Consider the following 17,634-nt stretch of genomic DNA (forward strand, 5'->3'; position numbering starts at 1 on the left):
GTATGCTCCTGCCGTTAAAAGAAGCAGGCCAGGTAGAAGTTTAAACCATTGCTTCAAATGGAGTTTAATGGTTTTTATATCGAACTTATTTCAGCAAAATACATACATTAATATCACGAAAATTGGTGCAGCTTTAGTATATGTGGAAGCTATAGTGGTTACGACTAAATATTGTTCTGAGAAATCCTTTAGGTATCCATTTATTAATTCATAAAGATATGCAATGATGTTTGAATCTTTACTCATTAAATAAATGATGAATAAAATTACCATGAGTATTATCCCTAATAACAATGATATTAATGTATATTTTATAAGCCCTTTTTCCGTCATCTTATCGTTCATTTTGCATCCTGTGCCTGTCTGAACATTTGCATGTCATCTTAACTTTTTTAGAGTTATTCGCAAATGAGTGATGCATGAAATATTAAGCCTGGGGTTTCTCCGGGTGGTACATGATCGACTGTGACTATGACGGTGTGAAGTGTGCGACGGATAAACAGGTCGCGCGCTGTGACAATGTGGTCCCGCCGCCGTTTGCTGAGGCGCTGGTGAGGGCTAGTTTACCTGAATTATGTCAAAAGAAAGACCCAGCCACCTGAAATATTATAAAGCTGAGAATGCAACTGTGTTTGAAATTTGTTGAATGAAATTATTGAAGTGAATTTATGTAGCGCGCTTATCATTATATGGCTTTAGGTTAAATTATTTGGAAAACTCTCAATTTGAAAATAGTTAAATCTTTTCTCCATTAAAGCTGCTATTGTCTCTTATGAAAGGGACCCATCAGGTACCAGAGCCTTCTGGCACTTGATTTTTAAGTCTGTCGCTTAGGGAAGATTGAGGGTTTACCATGGCTAATGATTCACGAGGGAATGAAGTGATCTTCAATCGTGCATATCTAAACTTATGCTTTAAAAACAAGAAATTAAGCCCGTTGGTTATAGTGAAGAAAATTAAAGAACACAATATTGTTGAATGTTTTTCTTTTGGTCTTAAGGGGACGATAGATATTGAGTCAAGATGTCTTTTTTTGCGTTATAAATATCCGTGGCCAGATTTTGAAATTGAACTGGTTAGAAAAAAAGGAGGTGATTATGAGTTCATGCTCTTTCATAATGATTTTCTTAAGGGTATCGGCAATTAAGACATTTATAATATTTTTTTAATAAAAATGGATTTTCCTGGACTATATGACTTGGGTATCTTTTTTTCTTGAACTTGTCTATAAATAACATTCAAAGAGTATGGCGCACTTGTTCGACGCTTCTATCAAATACTTGTAGTATCACTACGCACTTACATTTGGCCTCCATGTAATTAAAAGAGTGTACTTCTAAATGACTCTTTTGAACTCACATGAGTTGGTTGAATTTTGTTCATCGCGACCTATGCTCCTGTCCATATATAAAGCTCTTATCTAAAAAAAACCATACAATCAACCCGCTACGGCGGGTTTTCTTTTCCCACCCTTGACAACAAATTATCAGTTTGTGCTCTTAAGATATTGCTCATTCAGTGAGCCAGGTGTGCTGTATGTTTATACAGTTTTTCGGGGTGATGCTATGAAAATCGAAGTAACCATCGACAAAACCAAAAAATTGCCTAACGGTGCTGAGCCAGCGTTAGAGGCCGAATTCCTGCGGCGATTAAATCAAAAATTTTATGACTGCAAATTATCTATTCGTCGCGCTGGCGCTGATGGGCTCAGTGTTTTCGGTGGCATATTAAGCAATGCCCTCACTGCACTGGCCGCGGTTATCCCAGATTAAAAGACGCGGAGGTATCCAAGGCTCCTGGAGTGACCGAACTACCTTGCGAAGACACTTTAAATTGTTCTTTGATCGTCTGGTGGAGTATTGCCACGTGAGGAATCCTTCGCAGAAAAGATGCTTGAGAAGGTAACGAGATGACTTTGCAGCAGGCTATCGCAAACGTGGCGGAAATTGGCTATCCTCGATCCAATGATGGGTTAATTCGCCCATGACGTTAAAAACATTAAGACCTCGCCTCGGCGGGGTCTTTTATCTTCGTAAGGGCTTTATGTCTCACTCATCATCAAGAAAAAAGGTGCTGGACTCGACTTTACCACTTACCTCCCGCGCTTCGCATGCACGAAGTTGTGTCAACCATGTTGCCAATCGAGTTGGCATGACGAGAGAAGCGCTGCTGAATAAAATCATGAGTGACACAGGGGTTAACTTAGACTGTCCCCTTTCGGAAGAAGAGTTACTAAAAGCGTATCATTACTTTGAGTCTCTCTAAGATAAACAGCTAACGGTATCATTTTTATTTACGATAGAGGCTTCCTTTACCTGTCCTTGCTCTCTCCCAAAGTTCCTCATCCGTCAGGGTTGTTTGAATCAGTTCGATTGGAACACCTGCGTCATTGATAACTGCTACGAAGTAATCATCTATGGGCTCATAGGGGCCGAGGATTATCTCTTCATCTCTGATGGCTGCTGATAAGTTATCAACTTTAAACGCAACATGAGGTACCGTTTTCAATAAAGGATGAAGTGGTGAGTCGTCAGTAAAGCGATGCCACTGGACTTTAAATTTCCCGGGATTGTCGGAAGTGAACATTCCAGCCTTCTCACTGAACGTTCCTTCACATCTTCCATCCTGTAATGGAATGCCAAAATGGTGAAACTCGTACTGTAAGTTTCTTTTCATGAGCAAACTCCTCAATTAAAAAGCTTTCATCATTCTATTGATCGTTTGCTCAATGCTGAGGCAACAGCAATGCACAATTATCGACGTGGTGAATCCCCCTATGCGGAGGGGCGCCCAACTAATAGAGCGAAAGCCCTGTGAATACCACGCGAGTGATGTCTGTTGGGGCATGCTCACCGGGAGGCACCCGGCACCACATCTAATCGCAAGTAAGTAAACCGAACATCTTGTTGGGTTTACTCATTCTCTTTGGCAGACTATGGTTAATTACAGTAACGACATAAAAGGAAATGCTTTTCTGGTAAATCGGTAGCTCGGACTATCAGGAACCGTTACTCCTCGAAAGCCAACTTTTTCAGCCCGCTCTCAAAGCGGGCTTTTTTTATTCCCCTCGTTCATGAGAGGACTCACAGCAATATCGGAGCTGCAGGTGCGCGGGGTTAATTTCCGCAGCCTGACTGACAGCATCGATACCAGCACAGCCGCCGGCCGCTTTTTCTTCCACGTAATGAGCGTTCTGGCGGAAATGGAAAGAGAGCTGATCGTCGAGCGTACCCGGGCAGGATTAGCCGCGGCGAGGGAGCAGGGGCGTATTGGCGGCCGCCGGCAGGTGATGACCCCGGAGGTTGTCGATCGTGCGCATCGAATGCTGGAGAACGGAGCTACACGCCAACAGATAGCTGATGTGATCGGCGTAGGGGTGAAGACTATTTATAAATATTTTCCTGCCGGCTAAGTTTGCTCACCTGCGAACCGTATGCAAGAGCCCGCAGGTGAGCAATTTGCTATGGAGGCAGCGCCATATCTGAAAAATTTTATCCGCGCATTGTTCGCAAAAGCATCAAACAGTTCAGCACTGAAAGCACTTTAAGACTTACCGTACTTATTACATCAATACGTTACGGCAATGACGGAAATTGATAGGCGTAACCTATATTGATATGTCGCCGAGTTAAATCTACTGTATATATAAACAGTATTTATGTGAGCGAGTCTATCATGCAGTTCTACACGCCCGTTGAGTTACGTAGGATTATCCTGATCCCATTGTACAGCGACCTTGTTCAGTGTGGTTTTCCAAGTCCCGCCCAGGATTATGTTGAGCAACGCATCGACCTGAACGAGTTATTAGTTAACCACCCCAGCGCGACGTATTTTGTCAAAGCTGCCGGCGATAGCATGAAAGATGCCGGGATCAGCGAGGGGGATCTTCTGGTTGTGGATAGTTCAAGGACCGCAGTCCATGGCGATATTGTGATTGCCGCAGTGGACGGGGGATTCACTGTTAAGAAGTTGCAACTACATCCACGCGTTCAGCTTAACCCAATGAATCCTGCATATTCGCCGATAGTTGTCGGAAGCGAGGATACTCTCGACGTGTTCGGGGTCGTTACTTACATCATTAAATCAGCGGGCTAAGATGTTTGCGCTTTGCGATGTGAATTCATTTTACGCATCGTGCGAGACGGTTTTTCGTCCTGACCTGAAAGGGCGGCCAGTAGTCGTCCTTTCCAATAACGACGGGTGTGTGATTGCTCGTTCCGCTGAGGCGAAGCCCTTCGTCAAAATGGGGGAGCCGTACTTCAAACAAAAGGACATGTTTCGCCGGCACGGCATTATCGCGTTTAGTAGCAACTATGAGCTCTATGCCGATATGTCCAATCGTGTGATGACCACGCTGGAAGAACTGTCTCCGCGCTGCGAAATTTACAGTATTGATGAGGCATTTTGCGATCTGACAGGAGTTCGTAACTGTCGCGACCTTACCGACTTTGGCCGGGAAATTCGCGAGACGGTTCTGCGCCGGACGCACCTCACGGTTGGTGTTGGCATAGCCCAGACAAAAACTCTGGCGAAGCTGGCCAATCACGCCGCGAAACAGTGGCAGCGGCAGACCGGGGGAGTGGTTGATTTGTCGAACCTGGAACGGCAGAGGAAGTTGATGTCTTTGCTGCCGGTGAATGAGGTTTGGGGAGTTGGGCGCCGTATCAGTAAAAAACTGGAGTCCATGGGGATAGACACGGTGCTTAAGTTAGCCGATACGGACATTCATTTTATCCGGAAACATTTTAACGTCGTGCTGGAAAGAACTGTGCGGGAGCTACGCGGCGAGCCATGTCTTGAGCTTGAGGAATTCGCGCCGGTAAAGCAGGAAATTGTGTGCAGCCGTTCTTTCGGTGGCCGCATCACTGAATATCATGAAATGCGACAGGCGATATGCAGCTATGCATCGCGCGCAGCCGAGAAACTTCGCGGCGAGCATCAGTATTGCCGGTTTATCTCCGCTTTTGTCAAAACCAGCCCCTTTGCGCTCAACGAGCCATATTACGGCAACAGCGCATCTGTAAAGCTGCTAACGCCAACCCAGGATAGCCGGGACATAATTACCGCGGCGACGACATGCCTCGATGCTATCTGGCGAGACGGGCACCGTTACCAGAAGGCCGGCGTGATGCTGGGCGATTTCTACAGCCAGGGCGTGGCACAGCTGAATCTTTTTGATGACAACGCACCGCGGCAGAACAGCGAAAAGTTAATGGAAGTCCTCGACCATCTCAATGCAAAGGATGGCAGGGGGACGCTCTATTTTGCGGGGCAGGGGATCCAGACTGCCTGGCAGATGAAGAGAGAAATGCTATCCCCGCGCTATACTACGAGGTTCTGTGACCTGCTCAAAGTTAGATGATTCGGCCATTAACGGTAATGGGGACGCTACTACAGTCCGCTTAGAGCGAGGAGCGGAAGTTGGCTACTCTGTTCAACGTCCCCAAATTCAGCCTTTATTTCCCAGCTTTTCGCGTGTAGGACCATCAAAATAGATGCTACTAATGTGGCAACTACGCGGTTGAGCCAACACAAAGCGAATTGTTTCCCAGACCGAGCGCCCATTCATTAAACGCTCCCCCATTTTGAATTGGTTATCGACAAACGTATCTAATCCTGTCAGTTCGAAATCTGGGGGATATAACCCAGTCACACGTATATTTTCTTCGGACAACTGGTGTGAGAGTTTAGTTGTAAACCCGCTAAGGCCGTGTTTACTGGCAAAAAATGCGGGATGCGCAATTGAATCTGTAAAATTCGGAATCCCACATGAAGATATAATTGATACTATATCCGCACTTTCTGAACGTCTTAAGCTGGGCAGCAATGCTTGAGTCAGTAGAATCGAACCTGTTAGTCCTGAGCTGACAGTATTGATAATTTCTGTGTCTGGTTGATCGTCTAACGTTCCGGATAACCACTGAGCAGCATTGAGGATTAAAATGTCTATGGGTTTATCTGAACTTAACAACTGTGAAGAAAACTGAGAAAGGGATTCAGGCTGGGTTAAATCACAGATATATCCTTTCGCAATTCCGCCTTCAGCCGAGATGATACTGCAAGTTTTTTGAATATCATTGGCACGCCTCGCGCAAAAATCGACCTCGACGCCTTCTCGTGCCAACCATACGCTCAGCGCCTGACCAAATCCCCCGCCACCACCGGTAATCACAGCCCTCTTACCTTTTAGCATCTTCATTCATCCTTTCTTAATGACTATGTGTGGATGTAGATATACATGAGGAGATGGATTGGTGTCTTTCAATTAGTGCCATTTTTAGATGACGGGTTGGATAAGCTGTACAGCAATCTTTTTAATAGCGTGCCAATCCGTCTGCTCCTGGCACATTTCGGCCGTTATCAAATCTATAGTCTTTTGATAGCCTCAATCAATTCAGGCCCCTGATTCTTCACGTTACCCACTGCGCGGGAAACCGGGTGCCATTTGAAATGATCTGCTGACAGAGCGCCATCAGCAATTATTTCCTCCGCCTCTTTCCCACCTACATCCTGCCGCATCCATTCTCGCGCAGCTTCCGGTACCAGGACGAGTGGCCGGCGGTCATGAATATCGACCAGACCCTGGTCGGCAGCTGCAGTCACTATCAAAAATCCTTCAGCTTCATCGCCGCGTTCAAAAGGTACGCTGCCGAGCGCCGCCATAAAAATGGGCTTGCCGTCTTTCCGGTAGATGAAGTAGGGCTGCTTCTTGTTGCCTTCCTTTTTCCATTCAAACCAACCATCAGCGAAACAGATAGCCCGGCCATGTTGCCATAGTGGCTTAAACATTCTGCTTGTCGCCGCGGTTTCTAAGCGAGCGTTAATGAGCGCTGGCTTATCCCACCACCCTGGTGCGTAACCCCAATGAACCGGATCGAGGTGCAGTTCTTCATTGCGTTCGCTCAGCAACAGAACTTTGGTTCCGGGGGCCACGTTGTAGCGTCCTATTGGCTCGGGATCAAAGGCGATATCCCGCTCGGCCTCTTCTGCAAGATAAGCCAGGTATTCTTCACGGGTTTGAGATTGAGCAAAGCGTCCGCACATGGCTACCTCCAGTCAGATGCCAGACTTAAAATTATAGGTCAGAAGCATAGAGTCATTACCTCATCCTTACAGGACACTATTTGATAGCTATCAGTATAAAAAATGAACTGATAAAGGTGCTAATCAGGCATTATTGAGAGAATGTCGTCCCCAAAACGATATGCAACTGACTGAATTGTATGAGATTCAATTTATGCTTAAATCAACGGAATTTTCATAATAAAAGGAAGTTAACTTTATGATTTTTATTGGTAAATGTACTCATTGAAAAGGATGCTTCTCGCATATTTTCGGCGGCGGCTATGCGGCAGGCTATTACGCCTATCTGTGGACGCAGATGCTGGCGGATGACGGCTACCAGTGGTTAGTTGAGCAGGGTGGTTTAACCGGTGCAAACGGCCAGCGCTTCCGCGAAGCGATTTTGTCTCGCGGCAATAGCACTGATTTAGCTGAACTTTATCGCCAGTGGCGCGGACACGATCCGCAGATTGAGCCGATGCTGGAAAACCGCGGGCTGAGTTAGTCGAGCGTTGTTTAGAGCAGAATAAGACCGGGCGCTGCGCCCGGTTTTTTGTACATTTTTTCCCGATAAGGAACGCTCAGATTCGTCAGGATTTGCGAGGTTATTCTGTAGAAGTGCCCGGGCACGCATTTGCATTTTTCGCTGCGGGTAAGGTTGCTCACCTGCGAACCGTATGCAAGAGCTGCAGATGAGCAATTTGCTATGGAGGCAGTACCATAGCAGCGAAATCTTATCCTCGCGCTGCGGGCATAACCATCAAACAGTTAAGCGCTGAGAATATTTAGGACTTACCTTACTCATGACATCAAGGCGTTACGTGGGCGATCAACATTGACAGAAGGAGCCTGGCGTAGGGAAGCGCTCGCCCCCTCAACTCGGCAAAACCTGTTTTTTGCGGGACAGTCATTAAGAGCGGATGGTTCAACATGATTTCTGCGCTAACGTTCCGCGAAAAGTGCAAAAATAGCCAATTGAGGCGATGAGACAAAGCATATAACCGAATGATTCGCAGCCTTCCTCTACGACGTTTTTTACCACCCGGACGTAGCCGTCACCGAGAATGGCCAGCCATAAGGTTTGCATGCCAAAGAGTCGGGAGAAGACCAGAATAGCCAACAGGCCGCTGATTAATAAGCCGTACCAGGGAGTACGGGTATATTGTGCCAGCTGGTGCAGGGTCTGACGATAATGAATGGCAGGATAAATTATGGCTAAAAGAGCTGCAATCAGCGCAAACCATACCCAGCTACCGTGAGCAATGAGATCAAAAAGGGCATCCAGTTCGCGAATTAGCATGGCAAGGAAAAACCCGCCAACAAGAATATTACAGTAGCGCATGGCTTTATACCGCTTCGCAAGCAGGAAATGAATAAAAACGATGACTGTTAAAACGGACTCTTGCACAATTTCGGTCAGTGATAGTTCTGAAATATTATAATCCCAAAAGTATATATCGACCCACAGGCTAAATACAACAAATGCGCTGGCGCAAGCCGCACCAAGAAAGGAGAGTAAGCTTTTAAATATAGTCATCAATATCACCAAATTTGTTTTTGGTTACGAGGATAAATGATGCAAATGTAAATGCTGTTCACTTTGTGCTGTATAATAACCTTGGTTTTAACACATGATGCGAATTAGCTTATTCTGGGATATTTCATTTACGGAGATAGCGCGCAGGGGGGGGTATCAATATTGCGCTTAGCTCAGCGCTGAAATTAATTTCGCCTCCTGGGTTTCTGCGTTACCTGTTAGCCATCGCCAGGCGGCGATACGGGGCAGGTGTTGAGAATAGGTTGGTCAAAAGCCCCAAACCGGGCGCAGAGCCCGGTTGGTTTCACTGAATGTTGTTACACTTTAAGCAGTTTTACCGTGGCTTCAATATCAATCTCATCTTCCGAGAAAATGAGGGTGCTCCCCTGGAAGGTGGTGATAGCCAGCTTTTTCACCGAGCGCATTTCGCCGGGCTTCGCGGCGGATTTTGGCCTGATATTTCCCATCAACAGGCCCACGGAGAGTACCGCATTCTCTTTATCAATGCGGGCATCGGCGGGCTCTTCCTCGCTGTATACCAGGAAAGATTTGATCGACGTAAGCTTAATTCGCTCGCCTGCAATATAAATATATTTGCTTTCCGGCAGGACTTTCACCGCGTAAGCTGATAGGCCCTTGTTGTTCGTGGTAGGTTCGAACGTGACAGCCGCATCTTTTTTAATCAGTTCAGGGTTGGCAACCTTAATCACATGAAAATAGCGATTATCGCCGTTTTCATCTTTGATAAATCCAAAACCTTTATCTTTAAACCATGTTGTGATCGTTCCGTTCATCGCCGTTACCGCCTGGTTAATCGTTTATCTACTCAATTTTTGCCGCGGGCAGTGTAAAGCACAATGCCCGCATAGACTACGCCTGAATCTCCGGTCTGCGGAGGCCCGGGTTGCTTACCACATTAAATCATCGGGAACTTTAAAATCAGCATACGGATCGTCTTCGTCCTGCTCTTCCGCACTCAGCGCGCTGTTTAAAACAATGCTGCTGGCGTCGCGCTGAGCGATTTTATCCGCTACGCTCGCCGGAATAATCGCGTATTGGCTCTCACCGCCATTATCACCAGCCAGACGGGCAATGGCGAGACGGCCGCTAATCAGCTGCGCCTGAGTCAGTTTATCCACGGCAATTTTTTTTATAAAATTGTTATCCGTGAAGTTAAAATCGATATTGCCTTTGGATATATCGATTTTATTCATTTCAATAAGCTGCTTAACCTGCGCTTTATATTCTCTCGATAGCGCCGCCTGCTTTTGCTGCTCGCTTAGCTGCTTATCACGCTCAAGCTGCGCTTTTTTATTCTCTTCCACCGCCTCTCTGGCTTCACGGGCCTGAACGCGGGATTTTTTCGCCGTTCTCTGGACTTTGGCCATTTTTTTGCTGGTCACGAGTCCGGCTTTTAGCATCTGCTCTTGTAAGGTGAGTTTTGTCATCTTGGTGTCTGAATCAGCTGAATAATGAGTGAGATTATACCTGCAAATGTCGGGTATGCACCATGCGGTATGATTTGCTTGTTATGAGGTGCATAAAAATTCACTTTTATTGGTGTTTATTTGCTATAAATGCACTTTGTTTAATTGATTATGGAGATTGGTGATGATTGTCAGAACCTGGCACGGCTGTGTTCCCGTGGCATTTGGCGATGCGTTTGCGCTTCATCTGCATGCGACAGGCGTGCAGCATTCCCGTGGCGTTCCTGGCAATGCGGGGGCGTTTGTCAGGCGGGAAACGCAGGGGGAGTGGGAACACTTTTTTCTGGCCACGTACTGGAACAATCTGGATGCCGTCATCGCCTTTGCCGGTGAAGACTATCATGTGGCGGTGACCTACGCGGATGATGAGCGGTTTCAGCTGCTTTCCGACCCGTACGTTTTTCAGTTTGAGGTTGCTGACGTTGTGGCGATTTGAGTTGGCTTACGCATTGGCGTGCTTGAGAGACAAAAATTAAGGCCCAAAGGGCCTTATAGGGTTATTTCCTTCCCGCCAGTAAACCAATCACCAACCCGATGGCGCCGGCCGCCAGTAGCCCGGTCAGGGGATTTTCCCTGACGCGTTCCGAGACTTCTGAAACGGCATCCGAAGCCTGAGCGGCATATTTCCGGGCCGCGCCTTTCAGCTGATGCTTAGGCGAATCAACCGCATCACCAAATTGCTGCTGGGCTTCACCGGCAAATTCATTCACTTTATTACCGACTTTGTCGGCCAGATTCTGCGCGTCGTTTTCATAATCTTGTGATGACATGGGAGTCTCCTTTCGTTTGACTTATTAAAGTCTAGTGGCTGACCGGCGAAGTACCAATGCTCAGCCTGCGGTGAAGGCCACTCCAGGAATTTTCTACAACGTCCGGGATATAAATCAGGCTGCTGTTTCGACCTCAAAAGCGCTAAGCAAATGGCGAAAAAGCCTGGCCAGAATGAGGAGGAACCCCATTATTTCAATTGATTAAGTTAATTCCTGGATATAAGATCCGCCAGGCGCCGTTGTGGGAAAGGTAGCGATTCATAAATAAGAACTATTGATGTTCACAATTCCTCTTTTTTCCTTCATCATTTGTCAGCTTTTGCTACTAATAATCAGCGCTTAGCGCAGCATAAGAAAGAAATTTTTTAACTCAAGGCCAGTATGAACTATAAGAATGTACTGAAGAACGCGTTATGGCTTGCCCCCCTGGCGATCCTGAGTCTGCAAACCCCTGCGTGGGCCGCAGATGTCAGCAAAACGGCGACCTGCCGGACGGCGCCGCCTGCGGTGGACAAAGACGGTGTGCCGTTACCACCCGTTGTGGGCAAAGAGGGCGCTCAGCCGGTCTCTGCTAAAGACAAGTCCGGCCACGGCGGCTCAACGGCCAACTGCCAGCCCAAGGCCATCGACAATTAATCATTGACCTCAACCCGGGAGGGACATGGTGCACCCGTTAATTAAGGTGATGCTGGTTGGAGGGAAGGGCGACGGCCTGATGGTTAGCGTTGCCGATAACGCGACGGAGATTTCCGTGACGCCTGCGCAGTACGGTGCGAAATCCGGCCAGCCGCTGAGCTACAGGATCGTGTCGCAAACCATTGATGATGAACGCTATTTTTTCGGCGTTTTCAACGAGAGCCATGAGGATACGGACAAACTTAAACGAGTGGCGCTAACCCGCGGTATGAAAAAATTCTTCAGTTGATCCAGTGCCGGGCGGCGATTCGTCGTCCGGTCGGGTCATATTTCGTTTTTCTTGTGCCTCCGATACCCTAGCGCAAAACGCTTTTCTCAGTTTCGGGAACCTATGATTAACCATATCCGGATAAAAAATTTCAGATCGGTCAGGGATATTGAGCTGGAACTCGGGGCGCTGAATATCGTCTTTGGCCCCAACGGCTGCGGTAAGTCCAATATCTATAAAGCCATCCACCTGTTAACCGCCTGCGCCGACGGGAAGTTTTCCGGCTATATCAGCGATGAAGGCGGTCTGGAAAATATCATGTGGTCTGGGCCGAGCGCGCCGACCGACCGCTTTCCGCGACGGTTGCAGATTGGCTGTCTGACCGATGAGTTTGACTACCAGCTGCAGGTGGGTTTTCCGGAAAAACTGCCTTATCCCACCCAGTTTCAGCTGGATCCGATCGTTAAAGAGGAGTCGATCTGGCTGGCGGGATTTTCCCGACGCCCGTCATCGCGTGTGCTGGAGCGTAAAAATCAGGCTGCGTTCCTGGTCGACGTCAACGGAGAGCGCAGCACCTTCACCGACGCAATTTACGAGAACGAATCGATTTTTGGCCAGCTGGGCGAGCCGCATCGCTTTCCGGAAGTCTCGCGGGTCAGGGAAACCATGCGCCGCTGGCGCTTTTATCACGAATTCAATATTGGCAGGCTCTCGCCGCTACGCCATCCGACGGTCGGCTATCGCTCGCCGGTGCTCGACAGCGATGGACACAACCTCGCCGCCGCCTTTCAAACCATCGTGGAAATCGGCGCGGAAGAGCTGCTGCACGAAATCCTCGGCGAAGCCTTTCCGGAGTGTACCTTCTACTGTGAAAACGAAAACTCGCGTTTCTCGGTAAAGATGCGCCGCAACGGCGTCTGGCGGCCTTTACTGGCGGCGGAGATGTCCGACGGCACCCTGCGCTTCCTGTGCCTGGCGGTGGCGTTGTTGAGCCCGCGTCCTCCGGCGTTTCTGGCCATTAACGAGCCGGAAAACAGCCTACATCGCCAGATGTTTCCCGCGCTGGCCCGGCTCATTGTTGAAGCTTCGCGCTATAGCCAAATCTGGTTAACCAGCCACTCCGCCGAGCTGGCGGAGCTAATTTCGTCCATGGCGCAAGCACGACTTTACGGCCTGGAAAATCGCGACGGGGAAACGCGGATCGCCGACTAGCGGCACGGGCCTAGTCCGGCCCGGAAACGAATCGCCGCCGGAGGCTCTCCAGCGGCCTGGTTTTATGCCGTGGCCGGCAGCAGCGTTTTGCTGCCTTTCAGGGTAAACAGCGAAATAACGGTAAAGCTCAGGGTAATACAGCCCAGGATCAGATAAGCCTGATGGAAGCCGACGGTATCATACATCCGTCCTACCCACGCTGAGAGCACCACGCCTGAAAGCTGTTTCGATAAATTAAAGCCGATCAGGAACAGCGTCGCCGAGAGTTTGGGGTTAAATGCCGAGGAGATATATTTAAAGGTGCCGACCAGCAGGAACGGGATCTCAAACATATGCAGCATTTTCAATATAATCACTTCCACTGCTGAGGTAGCGAAAGACGAGCCTAAAATGCGGACTGACATAATCAACCCGGCAATTAACAGGGCATTCTTGGCGCCAATTCGGTTAATAATCGCCGGCGCGCAGAACATGATCAGCGCATTGAGTAATTCCCCACCGGTGGTCACGAAGCCAAAGACTTCGGTTCCGCGCTGCGGGCTGGAGAAGAAACCTTTAAAAAAGTTGGCGAACTGCTGGTCGAAAACGTCATAGACGCTGGCGACGCCAACCACATAAATAATAAAGCCCCAGAAGCGCGGCATCCGCAAAAGCTCTGCGGCGGTACGCATTGAGAAGGCCTGACGGTTGGCGCCCAGGGCGTCAATAACCTCAGCGCTATTGCTGCTCTCCGGTTTTGAAACCCACAGCAGCACGCCGAGGATCAGCGCGAAACCTGAGGCGATCCAGAAGGTAATATTGGGGTCGATACTAAACAAAATACCGGTGATGGAGGCGCACAGCGCCCAGCCGACGCAGCCGGAGACGCGCACTTTACCATATTCAAAACGGTTGGCGCGGCTGACGCGTTCTATATAGGCTTCTACCGCTCCGGAGCCGCTGGAGAAAACGATCCCCAGATATACACCGCCCACCAGCGCGCCCGCGATGATATTCATTTGCAGCAACGGCGAGAAAACAAAAATAAAGAAGGGGGCAAACAGGATTAATAAAATCGTAATCGTCCACAGCAGATGCTTGCGCAGACCGAGCTTATCGGAAATCAGGCCAAATACCGGCTGAAAAATTATGGCGAATAGCGAAATGGAGGAGAAGACAATCCCCGTCTCGGTTTTGGTTAAATGGTTAACTTCCGCCAGCCACACCGGGAAAAAGGGAAAGTAGGCTGACATAATGAAATAGTAGAAGAAAAAGAACAGCATGAAATAAATAAAGTTATGCCGTTCTCGTGGCGCGAGTTCAGAGAGTTTCATTGTAAATATTCCATATTATTATGCCTGTAAGGTTGGGGGCTTTCGCCCCCGATTATTATTGGAAGTGAATCGTTAACTGATAGTGCCATTGTCTTTCAAGCAGCAGCCACTGTTGCAGCACGCTGGGTGTCCAGGAGTCGTCGCCGCCGATGCCCATGTGTTGAGCATCGAGCGCAATCCAGACGCCGTTTTCCGGCTTCATCCTGTGCCAATGATCGGTCTCCATTAACTGCGCGGTGCTATAGGGCTGTACGGAGAAGTGGAAATCGCCCGCGACGTGCCAGCGCCCCCAGTCCAGCGCTTTGTTATCGCAGCGCAGGCCGTTTTCCGTCGGGAAAATGTAAGGAGTCGTCATCTCTTCCAGCGGCAGCTGCCAGCGGGAGAAACAGGCGCTGGTGCGGCGATCCGGGTAGTTCTCGTGCGGGCCGTAGCCCAGCCAGCAGACCGGCTGCTGCTGGTCGGGAACCTGGAACGTCAGCCCGATGCGCGGTAGCGGCGGCAGGGTGCCCGCGCGTTCGCCATCGACCGCCAGGTGCAGCTTGCCTTCGCTATCAAACGTCATCCGCCAGTGGCTGACAATCACCACTTCATCGCCGCGCAGATAGTGCCAGCGGCAATCGATAACCACTTCATGGGCCAGACGCTGCGCGTCGCACGCCACACAGCGAGCGCAGAGGCCGTACAGCCCGGCGCTTTTCCAGCGTTCGACCCAGGCGTTGGGGTCGATGCGCTCCACTTCGCTGACGCCAATATCGTTATCCAGCGGCGCGCGCACAAACTGATCGCGCAGCGGCGTCAGCAGCTGTTCCACGCCGTCCACCTGCCAGCGGGTTAACAGACCGCTTTCCCGGTCGACCGTCCACTGCTGCGAACCGCTGCGCACCGTCCAGGCGGCGTCGCTGCCCTCCAGCGCTGGCGCCGTGCCGGTAGGGGCAGGGCTACGCAGCGCCAGCGGGGCGGCGAGCGGGAACTGCTGCCAGGCGACGCGATGCCCGGCGTCGGACCAGGCGGTGGCCTGCGGCTGGACGACCTCCAGGGTTAGCCACACTTCTTCGGCGCCGGCGGGCAGCGCCAGCGTATCGCACAGGGTCAGTTCGCACTGGCCTTCAGGGCTAAGCTCAAGCTTCACTTGACCCTCGGCAAAGGTTTCTCCGGCGGCCTGAACCTGCCAGCGCAGTTCTTCGTTATCGGTGGCGCGGAACAGATATTCGCTGCTGACGCCGATCCGCAGCGGGGATTGCGCGAGCAGGGTAAACTGGAAATACTGCTGCGCGTGTTTGGCCTCAATTAATGAAGGATGCGGGCGGCGGTCAGGGAAGACCAGGCCGTTCATACAGAACTGACGATCGTTCGGTTTATCGCCAAAATCACCGCCGTAGGCATAGCCAACGCTTCCGTCGTCGAAGGTTTTGCTGATGGCCTGATCCGCCCAGTCCCAGATAAAACCGCCCTGCAGGCGCGGATAGTCGCGAAAGGCCTGCCAGTAATCGGCAAAATTGCCGAGGCTGTTGCCCATCGCATGGGCGTATTCGCAGAGGATCAGCGGTCGCTGCTCGCCCGGCATACTGATCCACTTTTTGATCCCCCATTTTGGCACCGTTGGAATCAGCTGGTCGCGCTCAACGCGAGCGTACATCGGGCAGATAATATCGGTGGTGGTGCTGTCGGCGCCGCCGCCTTCATACTGCACCGGGCGGGAAGGGTCGTTGCGCTTCAGCCAGTGATACATCGCTTCATGGTTGCCGCCGCCGCCGGATTCATTTCCCAGCGACCAGATAATAATCGACGGGTGGTTGCGGTTGCTTTGCAGCATTCGGCTGACGCGGGCGCTGAAGGCCGGGAGCCAGGCCGGATCGTCGGAAAGACGATTCATCGGCACCATGCCGTGGGTTTCAATATTAGCTTCGTCAACGACGTACAGGCCATAGCGGTTGCACAGCTCATACCAGCGCGAAGCGTTTGGATAGTGCGAGCAGCGCACGGCGTTGAAGTTGTTCTGCTTCATCAGCAGAATGTCCTGCACCATGTCCTCTTCGGTCACCACCTGGCCGCGCTGGTGGTGATGCTCGTGGCGGTTGACGCCGCGGATCAGCAGCGGTTTACCGTTCAACAGCAGCAGGCCGTTTTTGATTTCAACGCGGCGAAAGCCGATATCCCAGGCTTCCACCTCGATCGTTTCATCGCCGCGCCACAGGGAGACGACCGCCCGATAGCAGTTTGGCGTTTCCGCGCTCCACAGCGCCGGTTTTTCTACCGGCAGACGAATCGCCGCGCGTTCGGCATAGTTTCCGCGCTCATCGATAATCGGCGAACCCGGCGACTGGCGGTGGCTGGCGACCAGACGATCCTCATCCCACAGCTCAACCTTCACCGTCAGCTCTTCCAGCTGCGTGACCGGCGCGGCAACGCTTAAGTTCACCAGCAGCTCGGCGTCGCGGTAAAGCGCATCGAGCTGCGGCGTGAGCTGAACGTCGCTGAGGTGCAGGGTCGGTTTGTTCAGCAGCCAGACCGAGCGAAAGATCCCGCTCATGCGCCACATATCCTGATCTTCAAGCCAGGTTCCCGCGCTCCAGCGCATTACCATCACGCAGATGCGGTTATCGCCGGACTGAAGGAATGGCGAGAGATCGAAGGCCGCGGGCAGGCGGCTGTCCTGCGAGTAGCCGACCCATTCGCCGTTGCACCACAGATGAAAAGCTGAATTAACGCCGTCGAAGATAATCTGCGTCTGGCCGTTGGCCTGCCAGCCCTCATCAACGCTGAACGTCAGCGAGTAGCAGCCGGTCGGGTTCTCCTCAGGCACGCGCGGCGGCGTAGTATCGATAGGGTAGCGAACGTTGGTGTAGATCGGGGCGTCGTAGCCTTCCATCTGCCAGTTTGATGGCACTGGCGTACTGCGGCTGTCCGGCAGCTCGTCTTCCAGCCAGCGGGCATCCACCGCAAACGGGCTGCGGGCAAGGGAAAACTGCCACTGGCCGTCAAGCCGGCGACGAGACGCCGAAGGCCGGTTGTCCCGCGCCGCGTCGGTATCGCGCCAGCTGGCGAACGTCGGGTGGGCCGGTAAACGGTTGAGATGGGTAATGGTCTGGTTTTGCCAGTCTTCGCGGGCGAGAACCTGATGAAACGTCGCTCCTGCGGCGGAGATTGAGTCGTGTTGTTGCATACGCATACCTGACGGATAAGTGAGAAAAATGTCATTCGCTAGACAATATAAATTTGTTATCAGTTATTTTCGTCAAGGCCGCAATATTGGCGAAAATGAAACCTACTGGCGATCACGAAAAGCTGGAAAAAGGGCTGATTTTTGTCGTCCTTTAAACATAAAATGTTAGCGGACGACATTGAGGGT

The 17,634-nt window shown here is 50.5% G+C and carries 17 protein-coding genes and 2 pseudogenes; 10 read left to right on the forward strand and 9 right to left on the reverse strand.

Features of this window, described 5'->3' with window-relative positions:
• Nucleotides 1-853: 853 nt before the first annotated feature.
• Both EGY08_RS29115 and EGY08_RS29120 read left to right on the forward strand, forming a co-directional pair.
• On the forward strand, nucleotides 854-1,147 hold the full coding sequence (locus tag EGY08_RS29115) for a hypothetical protein (RefSeq protein WP_049113092.1): 294 nt from the start codon (nucleotides 854-856) through the stop codon (nucleotides 1,145-1,147).
• A 418-nt stretch (nucleotides 1,148-1,565) separates the two neighbouring features.
• A complete protein-coding gene (locus tag EGY08_RS29120) occupies nucleotides 1,566-1,772 on the forward strand; it encodes a DinI-like family protein (RefSeq protein ID WP_032741822.1) in 207 nt (68 codons plus the stop codon).
• Between the two features lie 517 nt (nucleotides 1,773-2,289).
• Here the strand turns inward: EGY08_RS29120 and EGY08_RS29135 are convergent.
• Nucleotides 2,290-2,676, reverse strand: a complete 387-nt coding sequence (locus tag EGY08_RS29135; RefSeq protein WP_049113090.1) for a hypothetical protein — start codon at nucleotides 2,674-2,676, stop codon at nucleotides 2,290-2,292.
• Nucleotides 2,677-3,082: 406 nt separating this feature from the next.
• On the opposite strand from EGY08_RS29135, the pseudogene EGY08_RS29140 reads away from it, so the two are divergent.
• From EGY08_RS29140 to EGY08_RS29150, 3 genes and pseudogenes are all read left to right on the forward strand, one after another.
• A pseudogene (locus EGY08_RS29140) lies at nucleotides 3,083-3,412 on the forward strand (recombinase family protein); the annotation flags it as partial.
• Between the two features lie 263 nt (nucleotides 3,413-3,675).
• Nucleotides 3,676-4,095 (forward strand): translesion error-prone DNA polymerase V autoproteolytic subunit, encoded by a 420-nt coding sequence (locus EGY08_RS29145; RefSeq protein ID WP_123829309.1) that lies wholly within the window; start codon nucleotides 3,676-3,678, stop codon nucleotides 4,093-4,095.
• A gap of 1 nt (nucleotide 4,096) precedes the next feature.
• Nucleotides 4,097-5,362 (forward strand): Y-family DNA polymerase, encoded by a 1,266-nt coding sequence (locus tag EGY08_RS29150; RefSeq protein WP_123829310.1) that lies wholly within the window; start codon nucleotides 4,097-4,099, stop codon nucleotides 5,360-5,362.
• 87 nt (nucleotides 5,363-5,449) lie between these two features.
• Here EGY08_RS29150 and EGY08_RS29155 read toward each other — a convergent pair whose 3' ends face one another.
• A complete protein-coding gene (locus tag EGY08_RS29155; protein ID WP_172880010.1) occupies nucleotides 5,450-6,199 on the reverse strand; it encodes an SDR family oxidoreductase in 750 nt (249 codons plus the stop codon).
• 167 nt (nucleotides 6,200-6,366) lie between these two features.
• A complete protein-coding gene (locus EGY08_RS29160; protein WP_123829311.1) occupies nucleotides 6,367-7,044 on the reverse strand; it encodes an SOS response-associated peptidase in 678 nt (225 codons plus the stop codon).
• A 277-nt stretch (nucleotides 7,045-7,321) separates the two neighbouring features.
• Here EGY08_RS29160 and EGY08_RS29165 point away from each other — a divergent pair.
• Nucleotides 7,322-7,567, forward strand: a pseudogene (locus EGY08_RS29165) (M3 family metallopeptidase); the annotation flags it as partial.
• 420 nt (nucleotides 7,568-7,987) lie between these two features.
• Here EGY08_RS29165 and EGY08_RS29170 read toward each other — a convergent pair.
• The 3 genes from EGY08_RS29170 to EGY08_RS29180 all read right to left on the reverse strand — a co-directional run bounded on the left by EGY08_RS29170 (nucleotide 7,988) and on the right by EGY08_RS29180 (nucleotide 10,047).
• The gene (locus EGY08_RS29170; RefSeq protein ID WP_004119758.1) at nucleotides 7,988-8,599 is read right to left on the reverse strand and encodes a hypothetical protein; all 612 of its coding nucleotides are present in this window, start codon (nucleotides 8,597-8,599) and stop codon (nucleotides 7,988-7,990) included.
• A gap of 317 nt (nucleotides 8,600-8,916) precedes the next feature.
• Nucleotides 8,917-9,393 (reverse strand): cold-shock protein, encoded by a 477-nt coding sequence (locus EGY08_RS29175; protein ID WP_004136265.1) that lies wholly within the window; start codon nucleotides 9,391-9,393, stop codon nucleotides 8,917-8,919.
• A gap of 114 nt (nucleotides 9,394-9,507) precedes the next feature.
• Nucleotides 9,508-10,047 carry a DUF2058 domain-containing protein gene (locus EGY08_RS29180; protein ID WP_004119762.1) on the reverse strand — a complete coding sequence of 180 codons (540 nt, stop codon included), beginning with the start codon at nucleotides 10,045-10,047 and terminating at the stop codon, nucleotides 9,508-9,510.
• Between the two features lie 163 nt (nucleotides 10,048-10,210).
• On the opposite strand from EGY08_RS29180, the gene EGY08_RS29185 reads away from it, so the two are divergent.
• On the forward strand, nucleotides 10,211-10,522 hold the full coding sequence (locus tag EGY08_RS29185; RefSeq protein ID WP_123829312.1) for a hypothetical protein: 312 nt from the start codon (nucleotides 10,211-10,213) through the stop codon (nucleotides 10,520-10,522).
• A gap of 61 nt (nucleotides 10,523-10,583) precedes the next feature.
• Here the strand turns inward: EGY08_RS29185 and EGY08_RS29190 are convergent, their stop codons facing one another.
• Nucleotides 10,584-10,856, reverse strand: a complete 273-nt coding sequence (locus tag EGY08_RS29190) for a DUF883 family protein (RefSeq protein ID WP_004136268.1) — start codon at nucleotides 10,854-10,856, stop codon at nucleotides 10,584-10,586.
• A 381-nt stretch (nucleotides 10,857-11,237) separates the two neighbouring features.
• Between EGY08_RS29190 and EGY08_RS29195 the strand changes: the two genes are divergently transcribed.
• From EGY08_RS29195 to EGY08_RS29205, 3 genes are all read left to right on the forward strand, one after another.
• Nucleotides 11,238-11,492 (forward strand): hypothetical protein, encoded by a 255-nt coding sequence (locus tag EGY08_RS29195; protein ID WP_004119770.1) that lies wholly within the window; start codon nucleotides 11,238-11,240, stop codon nucleotides 11,490-11,492.
• Between the two features lie 28 nt (nucleotides 11,493-11,520).
• A complete protein-coding gene (locus tag EGY08_RS29200) occupies nucleotides 11,521-11,781 on the forward strand; it encodes a hypothetical protein (protein ID WP_032742114.1) in 261 nt (86 codons plus the stop codon).
• 102 nt (nucleotides 11,782-11,883) lie between these two features.
• Nucleotides 11,884-12,972, forward strand: coding sequence for an AAA family ATPase (locus EGY08_RS29205; protein ID WP_004119778.1), 1,089 nt, complete (start codon nucleotides 11,884-11,886; stop codon nucleotides 12,970-12,972).
• Between the two features lie 62 nt (nucleotides 12,973-13,034).
• Here the strand turns inward: EGY08_RS29205 and EGY08_RS29210 are convergent, their stop codons facing one another.
• Together EGY08_RS29210 and EGY08_RS29215 are read right to left on the reverse strand one after the other, a co-directional pair.
• Nucleotides 13,035-14,285, reverse strand: coding sequence for an MFS transporter (locus EGY08_RS29210; RefSeq protein WP_004119781.1), 1,251 nt, complete (start codon nucleotides 14,283-14,285; stop codon nucleotides 13,035-13,037).
• A gap of 55 nt (nucleotides 14,286-14,340) precedes the next feature.
• Nucleotides 14,341-17,448, reverse strand: a complete 3,108-nt coding sequence (locus EGY08_RS29215) for a beta-galactosidase (protein WP_123829313.1) — start codon at nucleotides 17,446-17,448, stop codon at nucleotides 14,341-14,343.
• Between the last annotated feature and the right edge of the window lie 186 nt (nucleotides 17,449-17,634).

The sequence above is a fragment of the Klebsiella sp. FDAARGOS_511 genome (assembly GCF_003812845.1).
In the GTDB taxonomy this organism is placed as follows: domain Bacteria; phylum Pseudomonadota; class Gammaproteobacteria; order Enterobacterales; family Enterobacteriaceae; genus Klebsiella; species Klebsiella grimontii.